At 56.3% G+C, this 25,658-nt stretch carries 25 protein-coding genes and 1 pseudogene; 11 read left to right on the top strand and 15 right to left on the bottom strand.

Annotated features, from left to right (window positions below):
- The first annotated feature begins 56 nt into the window (after positions 1–56).
- Positions 57–1,448 (top strand): hexose-6-phosphate:phosphate antiporter, encoded by a 1,392-nt coding sequence (uhpT, locus tag EKN38_RS18465; RefSeq protein ID WP_014830059.1) that lies wholly within the window; start codon positions 57–59, stop codon positions 1,446–1,448.
- A gap of 160 nt (positions 1,449–1,608) precedes the next feature.
- Positions 1,609–2,613: pseudogene (locus EKN38_RS18460) on the top strand (alpha/beta fold hydrolase).
- Here EKN38_RS18460 and EKN38_RS18455 read toward each other — a convergent pair.
- Positions 2,601–3,503, bottom strand: coding sequence for a LysR family transcriptional regulator (locus EKN38_RS18455; protein WP_014830061.1), 903 nt, complete (start codon positions 3,501–3,503; stop codon positions 2,601–2,603). The pseudogene EKN38_RS18460 and the gene EKN38_RS18455 overlap by 13 nt on opposite strands.
- Positions 3,504–3,602: 99 nt before the next feature.
- Between EKN38_RS18455 and EKN38_RS18450 the strand changes: the two genes are divergently transcribed.
- The 5 genes from EKN38_RS18450 (at position 3,603) to EKN38_RS18430 (ending at position 6,505) form a co-directional block, all read left to right on the top strand.
- Positions 3,603–4,055, top strand: coding sequence for a DUF1198 domain-containing protein (locus EKN38_RS18450; RefSeq protein WP_014830062.1), 453 nt, complete (start codon positions 3,603–3,605; stop codon positions 4,053–4,055).
- Positions 4,056–4,151: 96 nt separating this feature from the next.
- Positions 4,152–4,679: a polyketide cyclase gene (locus EKN38_RS18445; RefSeq protein ID WP_014830063.1), complete on the top strand. Its 528-nt coding sequence runs from the start codon at positions 4,152–4,154 to the stop codon at positions 4,677–4,679.
- A 65-nt stretch (positions 4,680–4,744) separates the two neighbouring features.
- Positions 4,745–5,935 carry a purine ribonucleoside efflux pump NepI gene (nepI, locus tag EKN38_RS18440; protein ID WP_014830064.1) on the top strand — a complete coding sequence of 397 codons (1,191 nt, stop codon included), beginning with the start codon at positions 4,745–4,747 and terminating at the stop codon, positions 5,933–5,935.
- Positions 5,936–5,991: 56 nt separating this feature from the next.
- Positions 5,992–6,264: a type II toxin-antitoxin system Phd/YefM family antitoxin gene (locus tag EKN38_RS18435; RefSeq protein WP_014830065.1), complete on the top strand. Its 273-nt coding sequence runs from the start codon at positions 5,992–5,994 to the stop codon at positions 6,262–6,264.
- Positions 6,239–6,505 carry a Txe/YoeB family addiction module toxin gene (locus tag EKN38_RS18430; RefSeq protein ID WP_014830066.1) on the top strand — a complete coding sequence of 89 codons (267 nt, stop codon included), beginning with the start codon at positions 6,239–6,241 and terminating at the stop codon, positions 6,503–6,505. The genes EKN38_RS18435 and EKN38_RS18430 overlap by 26 nt, the downstream gene beginning before the upstream one ends.
- A 1-nt stretch (position 6,506) precedes the next feature.
- On the opposite strand, the gene EKN38_RS18425 is transcribed toward EKN38_RS18430, so the two are convergent.
- The 6 genes from EKN38_RS18425 to EKN38_RS18400 all read right to left on the bottom strand — a co-directional run bounded on the left by EKN38_RS18425 (position 6,507) and on the right by EKN38_RS18400 (position 12,427).
- Positions 6,507–7,412 (bottom strand): EamA family transporter, encoded by a 906-nt coding sequence (locus EKN38_RS18425; protein WP_014830067.1) that lies wholly within the window; start codon positions 7,410–7,412, stop codon positions 6,507–6,509.
- Between the two features lie 144 nt (positions 7,413–7,556).
- A complete protein-coding gene (locus EKN38_RS18420) occupies positions 7,557–8,936 on the bottom strand; it encodes a carbohydrate porin (protein ID WP_014830068.1) in 1,380 nt (459 codons plus the stop codon).
- A 134-nt stretch (positions 8,937–9,070) separates the two neighbouring features.
- On the bottom strand, positions 9,071–9,373 hold the full coding sequence (locus tag EKN38_RS18415; RefSeq protein WP_014830069.1) for a PTS lactose/cellobiose transporter subunit IIA: 303 nt from the start codon (positions 9,371–9,373) through the stop codon (positions 9,071–9,073).
- A gap of 11 nt (positions 9,374–9,384) precedes the next feature.
- On the bottom strand, positions 9,385–10,758 hold the full coding sequence (locus EKN38_RS18410) for a glycoside hydrolase family 1 protein (RefSeq protein WP_126522510.1): 1,374 nt from the start codon (positions 10,756–10,758) through the stop codon (positions 9,385–9,387).
- A 17-nt stretch (positions 10,759–10,775) separates the two neighbouring features.
- Positions 10,776–12,101: a PTS cellobiose transporter subunit IIC gene (locus EKN38_RS18405; protein WP_014830071.1), complete on the bottom strand. Its 1,326-nt coding sequence runs from the start codon at positions 12,099–12,101 to the stop codon at positions 10,776–10,778.
- Between the two features lie 11 nt (positions 12,102–12,112).
- Positions 12,113–12,427: a PTS sugar transporter subunit IIB gene (locus EKN38_RS18400; RefSeq protein ID WP_014830072.1), complete on the bottom strand. Its 315-nt coding sequence runs from the start codon at positions 12,425–12,427 to the stop codon at positions 12,113–12,115.
- A gap of 293 nt (positions 12,428–12,720) precedes the next feature.
- On the opposite strand from EKN38_RS18400, the gene EKN38_RS18395 reads away from it, so the two are divergent.
- Positions 12,721–13,671, top strand: coding sequence for a LacI family DNA-binding transcriptional regulator (locus EKN38_RS18395; protein ID WP_013094823.1), 951 nt, complete (start codon positions 12,721–12,723; stop codon positions 13,669–13,671).
- A 61-nt stretch (positions 13,672–13,732) separates the two neighbouring features.
- Here EKN38_RS18395 and EKN38_RS18390 read toward each other — a convergent pair whose 3' ends face one another.
- The 5 genes from EKN38_RS18390 to EKN38_RS18370 all read right to left on the bottom strand — a co-directional run bounded on the left by EKN38_RS18390 (position 13,733) and on the right by EKN38_RS18370 (position 20,462).
- Positions 13,733–14,029: a YicS family protein gene (locus tag EKN38_RS18390; RefSeq protein ID WP_013094824.1), complete on the bottom strand. Its 297-nt coding sequence runs from the start codon at positions 14,027–14,029 to the stop codon at positions 13,733–13,735.
- Between the two features lie 119 nt (positions 14,030–14,148).
- Entirely contained in the window at positions 14,149–15,513 is a 1,365-nt protein-coding gene (locus tag EKN38_RS18385; RefSeq protein WP_014830073.1) for an efflux transporter outer membrane subunit, read from the bottom strand.
- On the bottom strand, positions 15,513–18,623 hold the full coding sequence (locus EKN38_RS18380; protein WP_014830074.1) for an efflux RND transporter permease subunit: 3,111 nt from the start codon (positions 18,621–18,623) through the stop codon (positions 15,513–15,515). Before EKN38_RS18380 ends, EKN38_RS18385 begins: the two co-directional genes overlap by 1 nt.
- Positions 18,623–19,744: an efflux RND transporter periplasmic adaptor subunit gene (locus EKN38_RS18375; RefSeq protein ID WP_043951535.1), complete on the bottom strand. Its 1,122-nt coding sequence runs from the start codon at positions 19,742–19,744 to the stop codon at positions 18,623–18,625. The genes EKN38_RS18380 and EKN38_RS18375 overlap by 1 nt, the downstream gene beginning before the upstream one ends.
- 148 nt (positions 19,745–19,892) lie before the next feature.
- Positions 19,893–20,462: a TetR/AcrR family transcriptional regulator gene (locus tag EKN38_RS18370; protein WP_014830076.1), complete on the bottom strand. Its 570-nt coding sequence runs from the start codon at positions 20,460–20,462 to the stop codon at positions 19,893–19,895.
- Between the two features lie 186 nt (positions 20,463–20,648).
- Between EKN38_RS18370 and EKN38_RS18365 the strand changes: the two genes are divergently transcribed.
- Complete coding sequence (locus EKN38_RS18365) at positions 20,649–21,068, top strand: GNAT family N-acetyltransferase (RefSeq protein ID WP_014830077.1); 420 nt, start codon at positions 20,649–20,651, stop codon at positions 21,066–21,068.
- A 206-nt stretch (positions 21,069–21,274) separates the two neighbouring features.
- Complete coding sequence (nlpA, locus tag EKN38_RS18360) at positions 21,275–22,075, top strand: lipoprotein NlpA (RefSeq protein ID WP_014830078.1); 801 nt, start codon at positions 21,275–21,277, stop codon at positions 22,073–22,075.
- A gap of 12 nt (positions 22,076–22,087) precedes the next feature.
- Here nlpA and EKN38_RS18355 read toward each other — a convergent pair whose 3' ends face one another.
- Positions 22,088–22,768 carry an EAL domain-containing protein gene (locus EKN38_RS18355; RefSeq protein WP_014830079.1) on the bottom strand — a complete coding sequence of 227 codons (681 nt, stop codon included), beginning with the start codon at positions 22,766–22,768 and terminating at the stop codon, positions 22,088–22,090.
- 69 nt (positions 22,769–22,837) lie between these two features.
- Positions 22,838–23,449 (bottom strand): helix-turn-helix transcriptional regulator, encoded by a 612-nt coding sequence (locus EKN38_RS18350; RefSeq protein ID WP_014830080.1) that lies wholly within the window; start codon positions 23,447–23,449, stop codon positions 22,838–22,840.
- Positions 23,450–23,919: 470 nt separating this feature from the next.
- Here EKN38_RS18350 and EKN38_RS18345 point away from each other — a divergent pair, with 470 nt between their 5' ends.
- Complete coding sequence (locus EKN38_RS18345) at positions 23,920–24,552, top strand: response regulator transcription factor (protein ID WP_229692896.1); 633 nt, start codon at positions 23,920–23,922, stop codon at positions 24,550–24,552.
- Positions 24,553–24,593: 41 nt separating this feature from the next.
- On the opposite strand, the gene EKN38_RS18340 is transcribed toward EKN38_RS18345, so the two are convergent.
- Positions 24,594–25,658, bottom strand: a complete 1,065-nt coding sequence (locus EKN38_RS18340) for a fimbrial protein (RefSeq protein WP_126522507.1) — start codon at positions 25,656–25,658, stop codon at positions 24,594–24,596.

Genomic DNA, 25,658 nt, shown 5'->3' with positions numbered 1-25,658 from the left:
TCTCTCCCGGCTGATTTTTACAATGCTGCAAAAATCAGCTCAGGAGTAACTCAGTCATGCTGGCCTTCTTAAATCAGGTGCGCAAGCCGACCCTGGATCTGCCGCTCGACGTGCGGCGCAAGATGTGGTTCAAACCGTTCATGCAGTCCTATCTGGTGGTCTTTATCGGCTACCTGACCATGTACCTGATCCGCAAAAACTTTAACATCGCGCAGAACGACATGATCTCCACCTACGGGCTGAGCATGACGCAGCTGGGGATGATTGGCCTGGGCTTCTCCATCACTTACGGCGTGGGCAAAACCGTTGTCTCGTACTATGCAGACGGCAAAAACACCAAGCAATTCCTGCCGTTTATGCTGATCCTCTCCGCCATCTGTATGCTCGGCTTCAGCGCCAGCATGGGCGCGGGCTCCATCAGCCTGTTCCTGATGATCGCTTTCTACGCCCTGAGCGGTTTCTTCCAGAGTACCGGTGGGTCGTGCAGCTACTCCACCATCACCAAATGGACCCCGCGCCGTAAGCGTGGTTCATACCTTGGCATGTGGAACATCTCCCACAACCTCGGCGGGGCGGGTGCAGCAGGCGTGGCGCTGTTCGGTGCGAACTACCTGTTTGACGGTCACGTGATCGGCATGTTTATCTTCCCGTCGATTATCGCCCTGATTGTCGGTTTTATCGGTCTGCGTTTCGGCAGCGACTCTCCGGAATCTTACGGCCTCGGCAAAGCCGAAGAGCTGTTCGGCGAGACGATCAGCGAAGAGGACAAAGAGACCGAAGAGAACGAGATGACAAAATGGCAGATCTTTGTTGAGTACGTGCTGAAAAACAAAGTGATCTGGCTGCTCTGCTTCTCCAACATTTTCCTGTACGTGGTGCGCATCGGTATTGACCAGTGGTCGACCGTGTATGCCTTCCAGGAGCTGAAGCTCTCTAAAGAGGTGGCGATTCAGGGCTTCACCCTGTTTGAAGTGGGCGCGCTGGTCGGCACCCTGCTGTGGGGCTGGCTCTCTGACCTCGCCAACGGTCGTCGTGCGCTGGTGGCCTGCGTCGCGCTGGCGCTGATTATCGCTACCCTGGGCGTCTACCAGCACGCCAGCAACCAGTACGTTTACCTGGCGTCCCTGTTTGCGCTCGGCTTCCTCGTGTTTGGTCCGCAGCTGTTGATCGGCGTAGCGGCGGTAGGTTTTGTACCGAAAAAAGCGATCGGCGCCGCCGATGGGATTAAAGGTACCTTCGCCTACCTGATCGGCGACAGCTTCGCCAAGCTGGGTCTGGGGATGATTGCCGACGGCACGCCGATTTTCGGCCTCACCGGCTGGGCTGGCACCTTTGCGGCGCTGGATGCCGCCGCCATCGGCTGTATCGTCCTGATGGCGATGGTTGCGGTGCTCGAAGAACGTAAAATTCGCCGTGAAAATCGTGTGCAGAAATTAAAAGCAGCCTGAGTGTGCAGGTGACTTCGTTGCCCGGTGTGTGATGCCGGGCTTTTTTATTTTAAATTCCAGTCTTTACCCCGCTTTACACACTCACCCCTCTCCTTGCTCTACAGTTTTTTTGCTGCCGCCTTTCGCGCAGCCTTATTCCTTTTGCTATGGGAGAGCTTGCATGTTGACCCGACGATTATCCTGCCTGGCGCTGTTGATGGCGCTGACAACCCCCGCAATGGCTACGGATGCGCCTACCTACGGCGAGAAGCTGGAAGGTTTCGACTACGGCTGGCCGGTAAAGCACTTTACCTTTACCTCTCAGGAACAGTCTCTGAATATGGCCTACCTGGACGTGAAGCCGGAAAAACCCAACGGCCGCACCGTGGTGCTGATGCACGGCAAAAACTTCTGCGCCGGTACCTGGGACGGCACTATCCGTGCGCTCTCAGCCAGCGGTTATCGGGTAATCGCTCCCGACCAGATTGGTTTTTGTAAATCCACCAAGCCGGAGCATTATCAGTACACCTTTCAGCAACTGGCTGATAACACCCACGCCTTGCTGAAAACGCTCGACGTCGATCGCGTGACGGTTATCGGCCACTCGACCGGCGGCATGCTGGCGACCCGCTATGCGCTGATGTGGCCGCAGCAGGTGGAGCAGCTGGTGATGGTCAACCCAATTGGTCTGGAAGACTGGAAAGCGCGCGGCGTGCCGCATATTACGGTCGATCAGTGGTACCAGCGCGAGCTGAAGGTCAGCGCCGATGGCATTCGTCAGTACGAGAAAAATACCTACTACGCCGGAGAGTGGAAGCCGGAGTATGAGCGTTGGGTCACCATGCTCGCCGGGCTGAACAACGGGCCGGGATAAGAACGTGTGGCCTGGAACTCGGCGCTGCTCTACGACATGATTTACACCCAGCCGGTGATCTACGAATTTAGTGAACTGAAGATGCCGGTATTATTGATGATCGGCACGAAGGACAACACCGCCATCGGGAAAGATCTCGCCCCGCCTGAGATCCGCAAAACGCTCGGCAACTATGCGGTGCTGGGGAAGGAGACGGCGAAACGCATCCCGCACGCAACGCTGGTTGAGTTCAACGACATGGGGCACGCGCCGCAGATGCAGGATCCTGCACGCTTCCACGAGGCACTGCTGAAAGGGCTTCAGGCTCGCTGACTGGTTTCCAGCAACAACCCGCGCAGCCACATTTGCGCGGGGTTACGGTGTGTTCTGGCGTGCCAGGCCATGCACTTGGTGAAACCCGGCACCGGAACCGGTGTGTTGCAGACAAACATTCCCGTCTGGTTTTCCGCTATCCGTGACGGTACCACGGCGATCATATCGCTTATCGCCAGTACATCCGGCAGTACCAGGAAGTTGCTCACCGATAACCCCACGTGCCGCGTCCGGCCCATTTTTTCCAGCGCGCCATCCGTCACGCCGCGAAAACTATCACCTTCATAAGAGACCAGCACGTGTTCAAGGGCGCAAAAGCGCGCCAGAGAGAGCGGTTTGCCCGCGTCCGGGTGGTCGGCACGCATCATGCAAACGTACCGTTCATCATAAAGCGCCCGGCTGTGCAGGTCGTCTGGCGTGGTATGGGGCGTGATCAGCGCCACGTCAACGTTCCCGCGTTCAAGCTGGTTCATCATGCGCTCGGAATCGACAGGTATAACCCGCACGCGTATTGCCGGTGCCCGCACCTTCAGTGCCGCGATAAACGGCACCGCAATCGCGCGGAGCGCGTAATCGGTGGCGGCAAGCGTGAAGGTGAGGGTGGCCTGCAGTGGGTCAAACGCCACCGGCTGCAGCAGGAGGTCGATATCTGCCAGGATGCGCTTCACCGGCGCGGCCAGCTCTTCCGCACGGGTCGTGGGTACGATGCCGTGGGGCGCTCGGATAAACAGCGGGTCGTCGAAGTAATCCCGCAGGCGGTTCAGCATGCCGCTGACCGCCGGCTGGGTCAGGGCCAGACGCGCCGCCGCGCGGGTGACGCTGCGTTCATCCAGCAGGGCGTCGAGCGTTTTCAGCAGGTTAAGATCCAGCGTGCGCAGATCCGTTTTCATGACGATATTCTACCTTTTTTCAGTTCACTATTATGGCCGTGCCCGCTGTCGATACCCTGAGTTTCCCGCTATGATGAGCGGCTATTCAAAGGAGAACGCATGGTCTGGATAATGCTGGCAACGCTTGCCGTGGTGTTTGTGGTTGGGTTTCGTGTCCTGACCTCGGATTCCCGCCGCGCCATCAAACGCTTAAGCGAACGGCTGGGTATCACCCCGATGCCGGTCGAGTCGATGATCGATCAGTTCGGTAAAACGCCCGGCAATGAGTTTATCCGCTACCTTGAACGCCCGGACGAAGCGCATCTGCAAAACGCCGCCCAGGTGCTGCTCATCTGGCAGGTGTGTATCGTCGACGGTAGCGAAGAGAATCTCCACACCTGGCACCGCATGCTGCGTAAAGCCCGTCTGGCCGCGCCGATCACCGATGCGCAAATCCGCCTCGCCCTCGGCTTTATGCGCGAGATGGAGCCGGATCCGCAGGAGCTGAACGCTTTCCAGCTGCGTTACAACCAGCTCTTTCTGCCGGAAGAGGGCGTGTTTTACCTGCACTGATATCACGAACCGTGATGATGAGTATAAGGCATCATCATTAGATTTATACCACTCACGGGCGCACCATCACCTTATCCACTCACGATGAGGTGAACCATGAAACAATCCGCCATTATCTGGCCAGACGATTACCTGCCAGGCACCACCGATAACTTTGCGTCCAATGAAATCATTGTCGCCGGACTGAGCGCGAAAGCGATCTGGGCGCAGCTCAACGACACCAGCCTGTGGCCGGGCTATTACAGCAACGCCAGCGATATTCGTTTCCATGATGGCAGTGGCCCGGAACTGAGTGCCGACGCCCGCTTTCGTTTCACCACCTTTGGTTTTCCGGTTGAGGCGCAGGTTACGGAGTATATTCCGCCCGTTGACGGTGAAGCCGCACGGATCGCCTGGCACGGCTGGGTAGAGGGCGATGCCAGCTCGCGTCTGGATGTGATCCACGCCTGGCTGTTTGAAGACTTACCGGGTAACCGCGTCCGTATTTTGACTCAGGAGTCGCAGAAAGGCGTACCGGCGCAGGAATTAGCACGTACCCTACCGAACCCCATGATCAACGCGCATCAGGAGTGGATCGTCGGGCTGGCGAAAGCGGCGATGCAAGAAAAGTTGTCTAAACGTTAAATTCGTCACACTTTTGATGATAAACTGCGCGACTTTCCCGCACGTTTTTATCTTCAGGTGACGCCATGACAGAACATATCCAGCCCACGATCAGACCGCAGACCAAAGAGGTTTCTCGCCCCAACTGGTCGGCGGTTTTTTCCGTGGCGTTCTGTGTCGCCTGTCTTATTACCGTTGAGTTTTTACCGGTCAGCCTGCTGACGCCGATGGCGCAGGATCTGGGTATTTCCGAGGGCGTGGCAGGGCAGTCCGTTACCGTGACCGCGTTTGTGGCGATGTTTGCCAGCCTGTTTATCACGCAGGTTATTGGCGCGATTGATCGCCGCAAAGTGGTCATTCTCTTCAGCGTGCTCCTGACGCTCTCCTGTCTGCTGGTCTCTTTCGCGGAGAGCTTCACCCTGTTGCTGCTCGGCCGCGCCTGTCTGGGTCTGGGGTTGGGCGGTTTCTGGGCAATGTCGGCCTCGCTCACCATGCGACTGGTGCCGACGCGCACCGTGCCGAAAGCCCTCTCCGTTATCTTTGGCGCGGTCTCCATCGCGCTGGTGATTGCCGCGCCGCTGGGGAGTTTCCTTGGGGGAATCATCGGCTGGCGTAACGTCTTTAACGCCGCAGCGGTGATGGGTTTTCTCTGCATTCTGTGGGTGTGGAAAGCGCTGCCGTCCCTGCCGGGCGAAGCGGCGCACCACAAACAGAACATGTTCAGTCTGCTTAAGCGCCCCGGCGTGCTGGCGGGGATGACCGCCATCTTCATGGCCTTTGCCGGGCAGTTTGCCTTCTTTACCTATATCCGCCCGGTCTTTATGACCATGGCGGGCTTTGACGTGGATGGCCTGACGCTGGTGCTGCTCAGCTTCGGTATCGCCAGCTTTGTCGGCACCTCGCTGTCGTCTCAGTTCCTGAAGCGCTCCCTGAAAGTGGCGCTTGCTGGCGCCCCGCTGGTACTGGCTGTCAGTGCCGTCGTGCTGATCCTGTGGGGCAGCGACAAATGGGTTGCCTCGGCGATTGCAATTATCTGGGGCTTTGCTTTTGCGCTGGTGCCGGTGGGCTGGTCGACGTGGATCACCCGCACGCTGGCCGATCAGGCTGAAAAAGCCGGGTCGATTCAGGTGGCGGTGATCCAGCTGGCGAACACATGCGGCGCGGCGGTGGGCGGCGTGGCGCTCGACCACCTTGGGCTGACGTCGCCGCTGGTCATCTCCGGCACGCTGATGTTGCTGACGGCGCTGCTGGTGGCAGGGAAAGTGAAGACGAGTTGATTGATAAATAATCACCTTGCCGATATACTTGTACCGTAACTTGTACAGGAGGAGATATGCAGGTTGTGACGTTTACCGAAGCGCGAAGCCGACTCAAAGATGTGTTGGACGACGTGAATGACAACGTGGAGACAACCATTATCAGCCGTCGCAACGGTGGTGATGCGGTAGTGATGTCTCTGCAGCACTACAACTCAATGATGGAAACCATCCATCTGATGAGTTCGCCTGCCAACGCCAGCCGACTGATGGAGTCTATCGAGCAGGCAAATACCGGGAAAACAACGCAGAGGGATCTGATAGATGACCAGGCTACTGATTTGGACTGATAACGGCTGGGACGATTACCTGTGGTGGCAGGAACAGGATAAAAAGACGCTTCGCAGAATTAATAAACTGATTGAGGATGCGAAGCGCCAGCCATTCAATGGTCTGGGTAAGCCGGAACCCCTTAAAGGCAACCTTTCCGGATACTGGTCCCGGCGGATCAACGACACTGACCGTCTGGTTTACGGGGTGTCGGATAGCGCTCTCACCATTCTGATGTGTCGCTATCACTATTATTCATAAATCACGCCGGGGCTTTCACCCGTTTTCTCGAATCCATCGAAATCAACACCACCGACGACACAATCAGCAGCGTGCCCAGCCAGTCCGGCAGGGTAAACGCCACGCCCAGCAAAATCACCGACAGTAACGCGCTGCTCAGTGGCTCGGCGCAGCTCAGAATGCTTGCCTTCGGCCCGCCGATCATCTGCGCGCCTTTCAGGTACAGGCTGAACGTCAGCGCCGTGCCGATCACCACCAGGTAGAAAAACGCCAGCAGCAGGCTGCCGTCAATGACAAACGCGGTGCCGCGTCCGGCGTAGAACGGCGTCAGCATTAACCCGGCAATCAACATACTCCAGCCGACAATCGGCAAGGTGCCGTAGCGGGCGATGAGCGCTGAGGGGTACGTGGTATAAAACGCGGCGGCAAACGCCGAGGCAATGCCGAATAACAGCGCGGCAGGTGAGATGGAGAGCGAGGTAGGGTCGCCATGGGTCACCAGCAAAAATGTCCCCACCAGTGAGGTCAGGATCGCGGAAAGCACAAACAGACCCGGCCGCTTTTTCCGCGCCAGCGCAAACCACGCCACGATAATCGTCGGCGACAGAAACTGCAGCACGGTGGCCGTAGCCGCGTTGGATTTCTCGATTGTCACCAGGAAGGTGAGCTGCACCGTGAGCGCGCCAGCCAGGGAGAAAAACAGCAGGCTGAGGGCGTCTTTGCGATGTTTGATGACCGAGAAAATCTTGTCGCCGTGAACGAAGGACAAGGTCAGCAGGATCAGGCCGGTAAACAGCAGGCGAACCATGGTCAGATAGGGTGACGAGATCTGGCTTTTCTCCATGATGTACTGCGCGCAAACCCCTGAGCTGCCCCATAAAACGGCGGCGATCAGGACGTTCAGCATCCCTTTACGTGTGGAACCCATGTTCTCCCCTGCGATGTTGTCGTTAATTCGGTCAACAGCATAGCATGGTTGTGTGCGGCCTGATGCCCTCACCCCGGCCCTCTCCCACGGGGAGAGGGAGCAAACACTAAAAACGGCAACGCTCGTTGCCGTTTTGCTTTTACCTTAGAACCACGCCTCCCACATTGCGCCGACGTTGAAGTCGTCCAGCGTTTCGTCTTTGGTATTGTTCACGCGGGCGGTGCGTTCGTTATCCACTTTGCCGCCGGTGACGTAGAAGCGCAGCATCGGACGGAACTCCGGCCCCATGGCGATAGACATGTTCTGCGACAGGGTCAGCTTCCAGCCCTTGTTGTCGCCGCCGTTGTCGTAATCCACATGCTGCCAGCCCGCTTCCAGCCAGGTGGAGTGAACGTCGTTCCACCAGTGCATCGGACGCACAATGGCGTTGTAGTTCTTACGGTTGTCCGTTTTATCACGGCTGTTGTCGTAGTCGTGGAAGGCGAGGATGTACTCCACCTGCGTGGCCGGAGTGAATTTATACAGCCCTTCGAAGCTGGCATAGACCGTGGTCAGATCCTCGGTTTTATTGAACACGCTGTTGTCCGCGTTATCAGAGTAACGGGCAATCACCTTGTTCACGCCGCTGTCGTTAGTGTGGCTCAGCACCACGCCGCCCTGCCAGGCGTTCAGACGCTCGTCGCTTTCAACCGCTTTTGAGTCAAAGCCGTAGTTGGCGTACAGCTCCAGATCCAGCGGACCGACCTTCATGCCGTGAATTTTTGACGTCGCGGCGTAGTTGCCTTTGTCGCCCGTGCCGGACCCACCGGTACAGGTGATGCGTGACGGGTTGGCTTCGTCTTCCATGACTTCCGGGCTACAGGATTCCACCGCCGCCACGGCGGCCACGTCAAACTGCACGCCGCCGATGTCGAAGTTCTTCACCCCGGCGCCCTGGCCGTCGTGGTTCATCCAGAAGTAATCGTTAATGCCCTGCTGCGGACGCTGGTGGAAGTCACGACCGGCCCAGAAGTAGGCGTTCGGGTTGGAGGCCATAATATTGGTCACCCCGGCGTAGGCTTTTTTCAGGTTAACTTCATCGCCCCAGTGATCGATCATCACGTTGATGTCCCAGATGGCGCCGTTGTCACCCTTGAAGGCCTTGGAGAGCTGGAATTCACCGCCGTTGCCTTCGTTACCCAGACGACCGATGGCTGATGCCCCGTTATAGGAACCGTCCACCGCCACGTATTTCTGGTCAGCGGCCTGGAAGTGCGCGCCGTAGCGGGCGTAGCCGGTAAATTTAATGCCGAACGGAATGGCCATATCCGGGGATTGCGCCGCGCTTTGCGGCTCCGTCACCACGTCGGCTTTTTTCGCGACCGCGGCATCCATTTTGGCCTGACGTTCCGCGAGGGCTTTATCCACCGCTTTTGCCACAATGGCGTCGATTTGTTCCTGTGTAAATTCCTGTGCGAGTACAGAAATTGGGCAAAGCGCGGCGATAACCGCCATGGTTAATGGAAGTTTTTTTAGGGTAGTCATGGTTATCTCAATATAGTTTAATTTTATTCAGACAATAACCATCCCGCTCCGATCTGACAGAGTATGTCGCTATCATCAGAACAAGTGGATTTCTATTTAAGGTACAGAGGTATTACTCGTTATTTCGCCATAGATTATCTCTGATATAAATGAATAATTTCTTCGGATAATTCACGCGCCAGTAATGAATTCATTAAATGATCCTGCGCGTGTACCATAATTAACGTCATCGGCTGACGGGCTTCACCCGCATCCTGCTCAATGAGTTTGGTCTGCATCTTGTGCGCCTGGCGCGCGTAGCCATCGGCTTCGCGCAGCAGGCTTTTGGCTTCGTCAATGTTGCCCTGCCGCGCAGCGTGCAGTGCTTCAAAGCACAGGCTGCGCGACTGACCCGCATTGACGATGATTTCCATCACGGCTTCTTCTAAGGCAACCATCGTCTTTCTCTCTATTTATCGAAACTATTATGTAAAGAGGTGGCGGCAAACCACTCTCCGCTCTTTTTAATGGTGCGCTGTTGCGTAGTTAAATCGAGCTGGACAAAGCCATAGCGGTTTTTATACGCATTACACCACGACCAGTTATCAATAAAGGTCCACATATGGTAGCCAAGGCAATTGCACCCTTCGCTAATACCTTTATGCAGCCAGGTTAAATGTCCGGAAATAAAATCAATACGGTATTGATCGTTTATCTGGCCATTTTCAATAAAGCGCTGCTCATTTTCGACGCCCATTCCGTTTTCAGAAATAAAACAGCGTGGGTTGCCGTAATTGTCGCGCAGGTTAACCAGAATATCGTAAATACCCGGCTCGTAAATTTCCCAGCCACGGTACGGGTTCATCTTGCGGCCCGGCATCTCGTAGTTATCAAAGAACCACTCCGGCATAAACGGCGCCTGCGGGTTCACCGCGCTGTCGCGACACTTCACGCGACGCGGCTGGTAATAGTTAATGCTGAGCAGGTCGATTTTCCCTTCCGCAATCAGGAAGCTGTCCTCCGGTTTACAGGCGGGAAGCTGGTCGTAAGATTTCAGCAGTGCCACCAGATCGGCCGGGTATTCACCGCGCAGAACCGGGTCGAGGAAGCTGCGGTTAAACATCAGATCCGCGATGTGCGCCGCCTTCACGTCCGCCGGGTTTTGCGAGCGCGGGTAGGACGGTGTCAGGTTGAGCACGATGCCGATCTCACCCGCGTAATGTCCGGCGCGGTAGGCCTGAACGGCCTTCGCGTGGGCCAGCACGGTGTGATACGCCACGGTGGCCGCCCGACGGAAATCCACCACGTTCGGGTAGTGGAAATCGTACAGATAACCGCCCTCAACCGGGACAATCGGCTCGTTAAAGGTAAACCAGTGCAGCACGCGGTCGCCAAACAGGTCGAAGCAAATCTGCGCATAGCGGGCGTAAGCGTCCACTACCTCCCGGTTTTCCCAGCCGCCGATCTCCTGCATCGCCATCGGCATGTCGAAATGGAACAGGGTGATAAACGGCGTAATGCCCTGCGCGATCAGCTCATCAATGACCTGGTTATAAAATTCGACCGCCTTTGGATCAACTTCACCGATACCGTCGGGGATCAGGCGTGCCCAGCTTATGGAAGTGCGAAAGCTGTTGTGGTTCAGCTGTTTTAACAGCTGAATGTCCGTTTTCCAGTGCTGATAAAACGTGGAGGTATGCTGCGGCCCCACGCCGTTGTGAAAACGGTTCGGCTCGCGGGCAAACCAGTAATCCCATGTGGTTTCACCCTCTCGTGTCCCTTCGGTCTGGAGAGCGGAGCTTGCGCTGCCCCACCAGAAATTATCGGGAAAGGTATATTTCATGACGCTTCCTCTTTGACTTAATGGCTTGCGGTCTCAGCGGCACCGACGGTTGCCTGAGCTTTCTGCTCTTCGTTTTTCATCAACGTACGCTCGTAAGCCCGCAGGAACGGCAGGTACATCAGCGCTGACATCACCATACAGACGAGACACATCACCACCGGGCTCAGCGCCCAGTTGGCGGCCCATGAGGCGCCAATCGGTGCGGGCGTGGTCCACGGCGTTAACGATACCACCTGTGCCAGCCAGCCCAGTTTGGTTGCCGCGTACGCCAGGCACGCATTCACCAGCGGCACACACACGAACGGGATAAACAGCATCGGGTTCATGATGATGGGCGCGCCGAACAGGATCGGTTCGTTGATGTTAAAGAAGCTTGGCACAACGCCCATTTTGCCGATGGTGCGTAAGTGCGTTACCCGGCTACGCAGCAGCAGGAAGGCCAGCGGCAGCGTGGAGCCTACGCCGCCAATCAGCAGATAGTGATCCCAGAAGCCCTGCAGGTAGACGTGTGGCAGTGCCGCACCGGCCGCCAGCGCCGCCTGGTTTGCCGACAGGTTTGCCATCCAGAACGGGTTCATGATGCCGGTGACAATCAGCGAACCGTGGATACCGGCGAACCAGAAGATCTGGCACAGCAGCACGGAGAGCAGAATGGCAGGCAGCGAGTCAGACGCAGAGACCAGTGGTTCCAGCAGGTGCATAATCGCCTGCGGGATAATCATCCCGGTCTGCGCCTCGATAAACAGGTTCAGCGGATGCAGGGTGCCAATCACCACCATCACCGGGATCAGGATCTCAAACGAACGCGCCACGCCGGTCGGGACTTCCTTCGGCAGACGAATGGTCACGTTGTTCTGCTTCAGCCACGCATAGACGCGGGTGGCGTAGATGGCGGTGATCAGCGCGGTGAAAATCCCCTGACCGGACAGATACTGGGTGGAGATCTTACCGTCCGCATACGGCGCGGCCACCAGCAGGAAGGCCATAAAGGCCAGCAGGCCGGACATCACCGGGTCGAGGTTAAACTGACGCCCCAGGCTCGCCCCAATTCCCACCGAGATGAAGAAGGTCATCACGCCCATGCTGAGGTTAAACGGCAGCATCAGCTGTTCGCGATAGGTCTGGGAGAAATCCAGCCAGCCGCGGGCAAAGCTGTTGGTGGTATCCGCCGAGAACGGCGGGAAGATGAACACCAGCATAAACGAGCCGATGATCATAAACGGCAGCGCGGCGGTAAAGCCGTCGCGGATGGCAATCACATACTTCTGCTGACCGAGCTTCGCGGCCAGCGGGGTAATTGACTGCTCAATCACCGCAACCATGGATTGATATAACGAACTCATGTGAACACCTTTTAGTGTGCCGCTTCGATGAGCGACAGAGCATAGTCCAGTACTTTATCGCCACGTTGCATGCCGTAGTCCATCATATCGATGGGCTGGACCGGAATGCCTTTCGTGGCCGCCTTGTCTGAGAGTGTCTGTAACATGTATTTCACTTGCGGTCCGAGAAGCACCACCTGATATTGCGGAAACTGCGTATCAAATTCGGAAACGCCGTACGCATCAATCTTCACCGGCAAACCGCGTTCTTTCGCCACATCGACCATTTTGCTGACCAGCAGGCTGGTGGACATCCCGGCAGAGCAGCAGAGCATAATCTTGAACATCGACAACCATCCTCAAAATGTAAATAGATATTGCGATGATGATTGGATATCAGATGGAAACTGGTTTCCATTTATAAAAGACAGAAGTGTGACAACCATCAAGATCCCTTATATATGAGGCTAATTAACCCGATGCGCGTCACAAAATTTGGCTGTTTTGACATCATTTTGAGTGGAAACGGAAAATCGGTTTCCATGGAAAACGGAAACGGATATACTCCCTTCTGGCTATAATGTGAGCCGTAGCGGTAATGGATTTTGCAGGCGCGAGGTAAGCCTGTCAGGGGAAAAAGATGTCGACAATCAATGATGTATCACGTCTTGCCGGGGTATCGAAAGCCACGGTATCGCGAGTGTTGAGTGGGTCGCGTGGCGTAAAGGAAGCCAGCCGTCAAGCCGTTCTGAAAGCGGTAGATGAACTGAACTACCGGCCCAATGTGATTGCGCAGTCGCTGCTGAGCCAGTCGACGGGCTGTATCGGGGTCATCTGCGCGCAGGAAAATATTAACCAGACCACCGGTTATCTCTACGCGCTGGAAAAACAGCTCAGCCAGCATCAAAAACACCTGCTGCTGCGCTTCGCCCATAGCAAAGCGGATGTGCTGCATGCCCTGGAAGAGCTCTCCTGTGGGCTTTGCGATGACATTCTGGTGATTGGCGCGCGTTTTCCACTGGATATCGACATGGATAACGTCATCCTGGTTGACTGTATGGGCTCAGAAAATCCCAACAGCATCCAGTTCGATCACGCCTTCGCCGCCGAAACCGCCTGTAACTACCTTACCAGCCAGGGACGCCGCCAGATTGCCCTGATCCATCCGCACGGTAGCGGCTTTGCCGATCAGGTGCTGCTGGGCTACAAACATGCGCTGGAGAAAAATTTCCTGCCCTTCAACCGCAACCTCGTGTTTATGGACGCGACCTCCTCGTCCGTGGCGCTGCAGGAGCTGCTGAATAACGCCAGCACGCTGAATTTCAACGCGTTACTGGTGGCGGACGAACAGGAAGCGCAGCGGGTGATCCCGCAGTTGCAGGCGTTTAATAAATCGGTGCCGGAGGACATCATGGTCTTCAGCCTTGCCGGATCGCTGCATCTGCCGGGCATTCCGGTGATCCCGGCCATTGAGTATTCCATGGACGCCATGGCGGCGCGCATCGTGAGCTGGTTGACGGAAAAAACGCAAATGCTCGGGTCGTACGTGCTGCGCGGGGATTTGATCATTCCGGATGTGCGTAAGCGTTAAAAATGTTGTGCAGGCCGGGTAAGGCGTAGCCGCCACCCGGCGAGAAGCACGTTTCCAGCCCTCAATAATCCTCCATACAATCCACCTGAGACACCGCGTCCCAGTAGGCCTCCAGGTTGTCACGCTTCACGGCGGTGATGGCGTTTTTGATCAGCAGCTGATTAGCCTCGGACGATAAAATCATGGCCTGCCAGGCTTTATCACTCTGTTTTTTCTGGGGCGTACAGGCTTTTTTTACATCTTTGAGTACCTGCTGCTTAATTTGGGCCTCCCGCGCCGGGTCGTCTTTTTCCTGAGCATGGGCAAACGCGGCGAACAGCAGGCAGACCAGCAGGCAAACCAGGTGTGCAGATTTCATCGAAACCTCCATTAAGAGACACGTGCTTCCCCAGAAATATATCGTTACATTCAGTGTAGCGACGCCAGCCGAAAGTATGAATTTTCTCTTCACCGCGTATCAGGATTGTCCCGGACACGTTACTCAATCCCGCCCCCGAGCGATTGCCACAGGGTGATACGGTTTTCCAGGTCGGTTTGTTGTAACGCGATAAGCGACGACTGCGCCGACCACAACGATCGCTGCGCGGTCAGTACCGTCAGATAATCCCCGGCCCCCGCCTGATAGCTGCGGGTCGCCACATCCAGCGTTTTTTGCCCGGCTGCCACGTATTCACGCTGGGCATCAAGCTGCTCGCTGAGCGTTTCACGACGTGCCAGCGCATCGGCCACGTCTTTAAACGCGCTCTGGATGGTTTTCTCGTAGGTGGCGATCAATCCCTTCTTCTCCGCTTCCGCGTAGCGCAGCTGGGCCAGATTGTTACCGCCGCTGAACAGCGGCAGGGTGATGGACGGTGCGAATGACCACACCTTCATCCCGTGGCTGAACAGGGACGAAAGCGAATCGCTGCCGACGCCCGCACTGGCGGTCAGTGAAATGGTCGGGAAGAAGTTGGCGCGCGCGGCACCGATATTGGCGTTGGCGCTCAGCAGGTTGTGCTCCGCCTCCTTAATATCCGGGCGACGCAGCAGCGCGTCTGAACTCACGCCTGCCGGGATCAGCGTGATGGTGTTATCGCTCAGGCTCTCCAGCGTGCCCGGCAGCAGGGTGTCTGGCACCGTGTCACCCGCCAGCAGATTAAGGGCGTTTTTGTCCTGTACCACCTGCGTTTGATAGCTTGCCACGCTGGCACGCGCCTGCTGGTAGACCGCCATCGCCTCGCTGACGTCCGTTGCCGCCGCCACGCCGACCTGCTGCTGACGCTTCACGATCCTGAGCGAGCTGGCGGCGCTCTCCATCGTCGATTTCGCCAGCGCCAGGTTGCTGTTATCCGCCGCCAGGGTCACCCAGGCGGTGGTTAACTCGCTGACCATCGTCAGGCGGGTATTCTGGGCGGTGAACTCGCTGGCAAGCCAGGTTTCACGCGCTGCGCGTGACAGGCTCTGGTTACGGCCAAACAGATCCAGCTCGAAGCTGGAGACCGTGCCGTTGGCCTCATCGCTGGTCGCGACACCGCCTGCCAGCGTGCGGCTGCGGGTGTGGCTCAGCTCCGCGTCCACCGTCGGGAACAGGGAGGATCGCGTTTCGCCGTACTGGGCGCGCGCGGCGTCGATATCGGCAATCGCTTTTTGCAGGTCGCGGTTGCTGTTGAGCGCCATCGTCACTACGCCTTTCAGGCGCGCATCGTTCATCACCTGTTGCCACTGGCTCACCACGGCGGTGGCTTCGCCGTGCGCACCCGGCAACGTCGCCGGGACGGGCGCAGCCGGGCGCTGATACGTGGGATCTAAAGAGACGCAGCCCGCGCTCATCAGCGCTAACACGAAAACAGATAAACGAAACATTATGACCTCCGGTTGCTGTGTTTACCGGAGAACAGACGTTTCACCAGTACGAAGAATAACGGAACGAAGAAGATTGCCAGCAGCGTGGCGGCCAGCGTCCCACCGATAATGCCGGTCCCGATCGCTACCCGGCTGTTGGCCCCTGCACCGGTGGCAATCGCCAGCGGCGTCACACCTGCGATAAACGCCAGCGAGGTCATGATGATGGGGCGCAAACGCGTCTGGGCGGCACGCAGCGCCGCACGCGTCAGGGAGTAACCTTCGGCGACTTTTGCCTCGGCAAACTCAACAATCAGAATGGCGTTCTTTGACGACAGGCCGATGGTGGTCAGCAGCGCCACCTGGAAGTAGACGTCGTTGCTCAGGCCGCGCAGGGAGGCGGCAATCGCTGCGCCCAGCACCCCAAGCGGGATCACCAGGATAACGGAAATCGGTACCGACCAGCTCTCATACAGCGCCGCCAGACAGAGGAATACCACCAGGATCGAGAGGGCATAGAGGCTCATTGCCTGGCCGCTCGCCAGTTTTTCCTGTAAGGACAAACCGCTCCACGCCCAGGTACTGCCGGATGGCAGGTTGTTTGCCAGCTGCTCCATTTTGCTCATCGCCGTACCGGAACTGGCGCCACTGGCGTTCTCGCCCTGAATTTCATACGCCGCCGAGCCGTTATAGCGCACCAGGCTTTCGGGGCCATACTCCCAGCGGGTGGTGGCAAAGGCGGAGAACGGGGTCATGGTGCTGTCGCTACCGCGCACATACCACTTGTTGAGATCGGACGGCACGGCGCGATAGTCGCTGTCGCCCTGGATATAGACCTTTTTCACGCGGCCGCGATCGATAAAATCATTCACGTAGGTACCGCCCCAGGCGCTGGAGAGGGTGTCGGTGACGTCACTCAGGGAGAGCCCCAGCGACACGGCTTTATTGTTGTCGATATCCACCTGAAGTTGTGGCATTTGCGGCAGATCGTTGGCGCGAACCGCGTGCAGGGAGGCATCCTGATTCGCTTCGCCAATCAGCTGGTTACGCAGCTTGAGCAGCGTGTCGCGATCGGTGCCGCCGCTGGCCATCAGCTCAAAGGTAAAGCCGTTGCTCTGGCCCAGACCATCCACCGCCGGTGGCGTCATGGCAAAGATGGTCGCATCGCGGAGGGTGCTCAGCTCCTGCGTGGCACGCAGGGCAATGGCCTGTGCGGTATTTTCAGCGCCCTTACGTTCGGACCAGTTTTTCAGGGAGACAAACGCCATCCCGGCGTTCTGGCCGCTGCCGCTAAAGCTGAAGCCCTCAATGGTGAAGATAACGTTGGTGTTGGCTTTCTCTTTGGTGAGGAACCACTCGCGCACCTGGCGACTGACTTCGGCAGTACGGACCGTCGTCGCGCCTGCTGGCAGGGTGTACTGCACCATGATTTCGCCCTGGTCTTCCGTCGGCAGGAAGCTGCCCGGCAGTTTCAGCATCGCGAATCCCATCGCGCCGCAGAGTAGGGCGTAGATGACCAGCATGCCACCGGAGCGGCGCAGCGCGCGCAATACCTTGTTCTGGTAACCCTGCTCGGTCTTGCTGTAGAAGCGGTTAAACGCGCCGAAAAAGCCCTTCTTATGTGGGGCGGTGTGGCTCAGAATCGAGCCGCACAGCGCAGGCGTCAGGGTTAATGCCACTACCACGGAAAGGAGCATCGCCGAGATAATGGTGACCGAGAACTGACGGTAAATCACCCCGGTGGAGCCACCAAAGAAGGCCATCGGCAGGAACACCGCAGAGAGCACCAGCGCAATGGCGATCAGCGCACCGGAAATTTCGCCCATCGATTTTTCGGTGGCTTCGCGGGCGGGCAGCCCTTCGTCGCGCATAATACGTTCGACGTTTTCCACCACCACGATGGCATCATCCACCAGCAGCCCTATCGCCAGCACCATCGCAAACAGGGTCAGGGTGTTGATGGAGTAGCCGAACAGCGCCAGTACGCCAAAGGTGCCCAGCAGAACCACCGGAACGGCCAGCGCCGGGATCAGCGTGGCGCGGATGTTTTGCAGGAACAGGTACATCACCACGACCACGAGGATAATGGCTTCGAACAGGGTCTGAATCACGTCCTCAACCGAGATCTTAATAAACTCGGTGCTGTCTTTCGGGTAGGCCACGTCGTAGCCTTCCGGCATCGACTTTTTGAATTCGGCGATTTTCTCTTTCACCGCCGTGGCGGTATTGAGCGCGTTGGCGCCCGGCGAAAGCATCACCGCCATCCCCGCGGCCGGGTGACCGTTCAGCTTCGCGGTGGCGGTGTAATCTTCGCTGCCCATCTCCACGCGCGCAACGTCGCTGATGTGTACCACCGCGCCGTTAGACTGGCTCTTGACGATGATATTTTTGAACTGATCGACCGTCTGCAGGCGCGACTGGGCGCGCACGGTGGCGGTCAACTGCTGGGCGTTCGACGAGGGCAGCGCGCCGATTTTACCGGCGGAAACCTGCACGTTCTGCGCTTCAATCGCACTTTGCACATCTGACGGCATCAGCGAGTAGGACGCCAGCTTCGCCGGGTCGAGCCAGATACGCATCGCGTATTCCGCGCCAAACACCTGCAGACTCCCGACGCCATCCACGCGCGCCAGCGGATCCTGCATATTACTGACCAGCCAGTCGGCGATATCCGAGCTGCTGGCGGTGTCGGTTTTGTCGTACACCCCCATGATAAGCAGGAAGTTGCTCTGCGATTTCTCGACGGTGATCCCGGACTGCTGTACTTCAGTCGGCAGGCGTGATTCCGCCTGCTGGACTTTGTTTTGCACCTGAACCTGCGCGGTGTCCGGGTCGGTCCCCTGTTCGAAGGTGACGGTAATGCTCACCGAACCGTCCGAACTGCTGGTGGAGGTGAAGTAGAGCAGGTTATCCAGCCCGGTGAGCTGCTGCTCGATCACCTGCGTCACGCTGTTTTCCAGCGTCTGCGCGGAGGCACCGGTGTAGGTGGCGGAGATCTTGATCGACGGCGGGGCGACGTCCGGGTACTGCGCAACTGGCAACGTGCGGATCGCCAGTATCCCGGCGAGCATAATCAGAATGGCGATCACCCAGGCAAATACCGGGCGACGCACGAAGAAACGGGAAAACATCAGGCATTCCCTCCGCTGGATTTCATCTCTTCGGCCTTCACCTGTTGGCCGGCAGTGACTTTGTCGGTGCCTTCCACAATCAGCCTGTCGCCCGCCTTGAGGCCGCTCAGCACCAGCCATTTATCGCCGTAGGTGTCACCCGTTTCCAGCTGACGCTGCTCCACCTTGTTGCTGGCGTTCACCACCAGCGCGGTGGCTTTGCCTTTGGCATCGCGAGTAATGCCCTGCTGAGGGGCCAGGATCGCGTCATCCATGATGCCCTCGTCCACTCTGGCGCGGACAAACATTCCCGGCAAAAGCTGGTGCTGTGGATTCGGGAAGATGGCGCGCAGGGTGACCGAGCCGGTCGATTCATCCACCGCCACTTCGGTCAGCGCCAGACGACCCTTTTCGCTGTAGGTGCTGCCGTCTTCAAGCTGCAACGTGACGCTCAGCGTATCGCTGTTCGAGGCCAGGGTTTGTTTACGTAATCGCAGCAGATCGGCACTCGAACGCGTCAAATCGACATACATGGTGTCCAGCCCGCGAATGGTGGCCAGCGCGGTGTCCTGCTGGGCGGTGACCAGCGCCCCGGGCGTGACGGAGGAGATGCCGATGCGTCCGGCAATCGGTGCGGTGATGGTGGTCCAGTTGAGGTTAATGCGCGCGCTTTCCTGCGCGGCCTTCTTTGACTCGACGCTGGCCTTGTCCTGTGCGCAGGTGGACTTCGCGTCCTCTGCGTCCTGACGCGACACGCCGTCGTCTTTCACCAGCTGCGCATAGCGCTGGGCCTTCTGGCAGTCGGCCTGCACCAGCGCCTGCGCCTGCTTCAGTGCGGCGGCGGCTTCATCAAACGCGGCGCGGTAGCTGGAGGGATCGATCTGATACAGCGCTTGTCCGGCTTTCACAGTATCGCCTTCGGTGAACAGCCGTTTCTGGATAATGCCGCCCACCTGCGGGCGCACTTCGGCGCTCATTGCGGCGGTGGTACGCCCGGTCAGTTCACTGACGACGGACACCGGCTGGCTCATGAGTGTGACAATCCCCACTTCCGGAAGAGGACGTTGGGGAGCAGATGTTTGCGCATTATCACACCCTGTCAGGAGGAGTAATGCGGCGATGGAGGTTGTTATGTTTTTCATCATCTTTTTCCAGGGTGAACGATGCCCGCCCTGTTAATGGCTTAACAAGGAGGAGGGCGTTTTAAAGGCACAGCGATACCGCATCTCTGGCTGAGCCAGAAATGGTAAACCGGGAAATTACCTGTTCCCGTTAATTATTCACATGCGATTACTTTGCTGTGAAAAGCATATTTAAAATATTCTGATAAATCGGCGCTAATTGTTCTGACGGCACATTTAATGGCGTAAGCCGACGGTAAATGGTGCCTTCGATCATCACGGCGGTAATCTCCACGCAGCAGCGAATATGTTCATCACTTAAATGAGGAAACTGCTTTTTCAGGTGCGCACAGGCGTTGCTAAACATACGAGCCTCGGCCGCGGTTAACATGGCGGCCACCTGCGGATTACGCGTCGCCTCGGCGGACATTTCGAGCATCAGCGCATCGTCGTCTTCGTTAATCGTCTGACGCCAGGCGAGCGCCTGCGGCATCCCTTCCACCACCGTTTTGTCCTGCATTCCCTCGATACGGGAATCGATAATCCGGCGGATCATCTCTTCAATAATCGCGTCTTTGTTACTGAAATATCGGTAAATTTGCCCGACGCTGAGCTTCGCCTCGCTGGCGATTTGCGACATACTGGCCGCATGAAATCCGCTGGCGCGAAAGCAGCGGCGCGCGGCGGTGATGATCTCGTCCTGACGTTGTTTCTGCCGTTCTTCCAGTTTTGTGCTCATCGTCGATTACCGGGTAAAAGTGAGAATGATCGTTCTCATTATACGTTTTGAGCACCTTTTGGAAAGGCTTTTTTTATTTACATATTGAATGAATATTTCAGGATTTAAAAAATGGAGGAAATAAGGAGTTTTTATGAAGCTTAACCTGTGAGATATTCAGATTGCGTGGAAAATAAGGAGAAAAATATGCACCTGAGCATAACAGAAAATGTCACACCCGCAGAAAAAGAAGAGTTATTTGTAGGGTTAAGAGCTTACAACGCCCAGTTTTTAGATATGACGAACTTCAGTGGTGATATTGGCGTTTACATGCGAGACGAAAAGGGCGTCATGCTGGGGGGATTAATCGGCGTGCGAAAAGGTGAATGGTTGAATATTGATTATCTCTGGGTGAGCGATACCGTGCGGGGAACCGGCGTGGGCAGCCAGCTTATCAAAACGGCGGAAGAAGAAGCCAGACGTAAAGGCTGTACGCATGCGCTGGTGGACACGGTCAGCTTCCAGGCGCGTCCGTTTTATGAAAAGCAGGGGTACCAGCTGCAGATGTCTTTGCAGGATTACCCGTACCCAGGCATGCAGCGTCATTATCTGACGAAAGCGCTTTAAGTCCGGCAAGCATCGAGATTCATCGCCCGGTGGCGCTACGCTTACCGGGCCTACATTTTCCCCGTCAGGTAGGCCGGGTAAGCGGCAGCGGCACCCGGCAATAGACCGCATATAACCTATCCTTCTTATTGATTCCTTTTCGTTTTTTATTTCACCGCCTCGTTGCCGATATAGTCAGTGAAACGTTCATCAAAAGGATAGGTCTTGTGAAACTTCGATTGGGTGCTCTGGTTCTCGCGGGTCTGCTGCTGGCAGGATGCGATCAACGTGGCAGTGATGCCAAACACATTAAAGTCGGCGTGATCAACGGCGCAGAGCAGGATGTGGCTGAAGTCGCCAAAAAAGTGGCAAAAGAGAAATACGGTCTGGATGTGGAGCTGGTCGGGTTTAGCGGTTCGCTGCTGCCCAACGATGCCACCAACCAGGGAGAACTGGATGCGAATGTCTTCCAGCATCGCCCGTTCCTCGCAGAAGATAACAAGGCGCATAACTACAAACTGGTTGCCGTGGCGAATACCTTCGTCTTCCCGATGGCCGGTTATTCCCGCAAAATCAAATCCGTGTCTGACCTGAAAGACGGGGCGACCATTGCCATCCCTAATGACCCCACCAACCTCGGTCGCGCGCTGCTCCTGCTGCAAAAAGAGAAGCTGATTACCCTGAAACCGGACGTGGGTCTGTTGCCAACCGCGCTGGATATCACCGCCAACCCGAAAAAGCTGAACATTATGGAGCTGGAAGGGGCGCAGCTACCGCGCGTACTGGATGACCCCAAAGTGGATGTAGCCATCATCAGCACCACCTATATCCAGCAAACCGGGCTTTCCCCGGTGCACGACAGCGTCTTTATCGAAGATAAAAACTCGCCGTACGTGAACATCGTGGTGACGCGCGAAGACAATAAAGACGCAGAGAACGTAAAGGAATTTATCCAGTCCTATCAGTCACCGGAGGTGGCGAAGGCGGCGGAGACGATCTTTAACGGAGGGGCGGTACCGGGCTGGTAATGCCAGCGCAATTTACGCCGTCACGCTGGCGTCTATCCGGCTTTCCGGCCAGAGAAAGCCCTGGCCAAACCGTGCCCCCGACGCGCAGGCTCGCTGTAAGTCCTGCGCGGTCTCAATCCCTTCTACGACGACAGCGCGGGCAATCTTCTCTCTGACGAAGCGCACCAATGCGTCAAACCGGGCAGGGGTGTTCAGCTCTGAGCGGTCAAGTTTAATGCCGTCTACCGGCAGGGCAAGACGCGCATAGTCATCCGCCAGATCCTGAGTCAGATCATCCAGCCAGATTTTCCAGCCAGCCGCTTTTAGCTGAAGCAGCGCGTGATGGATGCGGCGTTGCTCAGTGGCACTCATGCGGATCAGGGTTAACGGATCCTGAATTTCTATCGTTAAGCGTTGCTGGTGTCGTAGCGCAAGCAACAGCCCGATGGCTTTGGCATCAAGCAGCTGGTCTGCCGGGAGATTAAGCCAGTACTGGCCTTTGTCCGGCATCTGCAACAGCGTGTTGGCCTGCCAGAAAAAGATTTGCAGCGCACAGCGGGTGGGGAGCGAAGCGAAGAGTACGTCAAGATTCACGTTGTGGATCTCTACCAGCACCTCATGCGCCACGGCCTGGCCGGAATGAAAATCGACTAAAGGCTGAAACCGCAGTCCGGTAATGGTATGCAGCATGGGAGAGGGAAGGACGGTGTACATGACGAGACCTGCAGAAAAAAAGGTTCCCGCGGACACGGGAACAAAGGCAAACGACACACGGTCGAAGAGTCAATTCAATATCCAGCGGATACTCTGATAGAACGAAGGGCCCCGGACGGCCTTGAGTTTATTCATGGCGTTGTTTTTGTAGAAGTAAACCAGCCTGACGTTGCAGCCTAACTGGCGGGCAATTTGCTTGGTTTTCAGGTTACATGAGTAACCCCGCAACACGCTGGCTTCCTCATTGGAGAGCCTTGCAGGACGCTGCCGTGTTGTAATGCTCACGTTGTAGTGGTTTAACGCTTTTGGCGTCTGGCTCATCAGGATTTGCCACATCGCCTTGATATCACCCAGCGAAACGCGCTTATTGATGACCCCATCCACATGCGCAAACTTCAGAAAACCGACGGATAACGAATAGATGTAGATCCTCGCCTTTGGCTGCTTTTCTTTAATACGCAGAATATCTTCATTTGGCGTAATCATAAAACTGCCGATATTCAGCGGATCATAAATAACGATATCCCAGGTACGTTCGCTGAGGAGAAAGTCTTCAATATTGCTGAATCCATGGAAAATAACATCACGATGCGCGTCAGGTTCACGGTTGCCAAGATATTGCAGGCCAATCATTGTGAACTCACAACTGTCAATAACGGCCACTTGTATTGTTTCTTTCATGGTCATTCTCCTTAAGTTGAGCACCCGTCCGTGTAAGAAAAGCAGTAATTTTAAATGCGTGGTCACTCATAAAGTCGTGGTGAGACGATACGTAAAATGTATGTCAGGAGAATGCATCCCGTAAAGCCAATCCCTTTTATTGGCGAAAGATAAAATTCAAAAAATATTTTAATGCTGGAAGTAATGTTTTTAATCTTCTTATAACATTAGCATTGGATTTTTATGCTGAAAAACCCCGTCTGATAAGGTTTGCTCTGGGCAAAGTGCTCTTTTTTTGACGTTTTCAGGTCGATTTTTTGTGCTTTTCCTGGCGTTAAACGTGTCCCACGCCGGATTTTTAGCAGCCTGGCCGTTAAAATCCTGGCGGGAATAAGTTGTGAGTGCGATTTTATTACACTACTATCACCCTCCTTTATTCGTGTTAATAATGAAATAATATGATGTGTACTGAATTCACCGTCAGGATCATTGTGTTTTACAGAATCAATATTCTGCAGGAGATGATAAGTGATGCCCTGCGTAAAATACTGCCTGGATATTCCCTGCAAATAGCAATTGTAGAATCAACGGAGCAGCTCTTTGATGCGATTACTGAACGTCAGGTTGATATTGTCATCGCCGAGTTCAGTTATCTCTTTAACCATAAATCATGGGGAGCGCAAACCAGTAGCAGACTCAATATGTTATGCCAAACATATAACGTAAAACGTGTGCTTTTTGTTCCGGAATTGCAGTACGGATTATTAAAAAAAGTGCTGGAGATGAAATACGATCTGACCCTTTCTCTGCAGGACGAGCCCGGGGAGCTGAAAAGAGAATTACAGACGCTGCTGAAGGCCGGGGAGGCTAAACCGCGAGTCTCATCGTATCTGAAGGGGATGATGCGCGCCGGTGCGCGCTCGCGTTCGGTGCTTTCCGCCCGGGAGTGGGAGGTGCTGCACCTGATTGTGGAAGGCTACACCGTGACCGAAATTGCCCAGCTGCGAAGCCGCTCGGCCAGTACTATCGCCACCCAAAAGCACAATGCGATGAAGAAACTCAATCTCGCCAACCACAGTGAACTCATCAAGTATCTGCAGATGGCGGGCCGGATCGGAAGTTGAGCGTCGATTCGCCGGAACGACAGCGTCCCGGCGTACGTGCATCAGGGGTAGATAATATTCAGCGTCGCCGTCGTATTGAGCTTACCCTGGCTGACCTTCGCCGGTGCCCAGACATAATAGGACGCCGCCATGGGCAGGGTGAACGTCTTACTGAGTGCACCGCCCGCCGCCACGTTGAACAGCAGCGTGGCATTCCCGCGGCTGGTGGTGGAGGTCGAGAAGACGACCGGCTGTTGCGGGTTATCCCGCTTAAACAGCCGCAGCCCCACGCCCTGCGCGGCACCACTGCTGGTGTCGACCAGTACGGAACTGTCGGTCGACAGCAGTTGGGTGCTGGAGAGGAACATCTCAATTGCCCGGTCAGACGTCCCGTTCGTCCCCAGATTCTGGCAGCTCATGTTGAGCGTAAAGGGAGTCAGCCCTGGCTGCGCGGAGGCGCTCAACTGAGGGATGCCGAGCGTGGGCAAATGAACCGTCAGCCCCGCGTTGTCGAAAGAGCAGGTGGTCAGCTTCGGCGCATATTTGATGGTCATCGGCTGGCCAAACATATCCCGGTTATCGTATGGCCACTTAAAGCCGTTAAACAGCCACTGCACGATTTTCACCAGCTGGTTTATCGGCCAGGTGATGATCTCCCAGAACGACATGCCGCTCATGTCACTGACGAACAGCACATCGCTCATGGTCGCGGTGTCCCCGGTGAGCGTGGTGCCACTCTGGCTAACCAGCGTAAAGCGCACGGTAAACGGCGTATTCAGTTCAGAGGCCGTATGGTTACCGCCCGTGGCGAGCGTCTTGTTGGGATGCGTGCTGGTGATCTCCGCCCGCACCCTATATTTGTCATTACTGAAGCCCAGAATGGTGGCGTACTTACTGTCGGTCGAGAGGATCGGCGTGTAAGAAAACTCGCTGTTGCCGGTTGAGCAGTTAAACGAGCCGCTGTACTGGGTGCTGAAGCTCCCGGTGCAGGTCGGCGTGGCGAGCGTCAGCTTATCCGACAGATCGACGCTGATCGGCGGCCCGTAGGAAATACTGCCCCCGGAACAGGTGGCATAGCTTGCCCCGCTGACGCAGGCGAGAAACAGAAAGGTCAGTAACCGTATCAT

This window comes from Enterobacter sp. WCHEn045836, assembly GCF_003965585.1.
GTDB lineage: Bacteria > Pseudomonadota > Gammaproteobacteria > Enterobacterales > Enterobacteriaceae > Enterobacter > Enterobacter dissolvens.
Note: the sequence above shows the minus strand (reverse complement) of the source record. Positions and strands in the feature narration are given on the sequence as shown.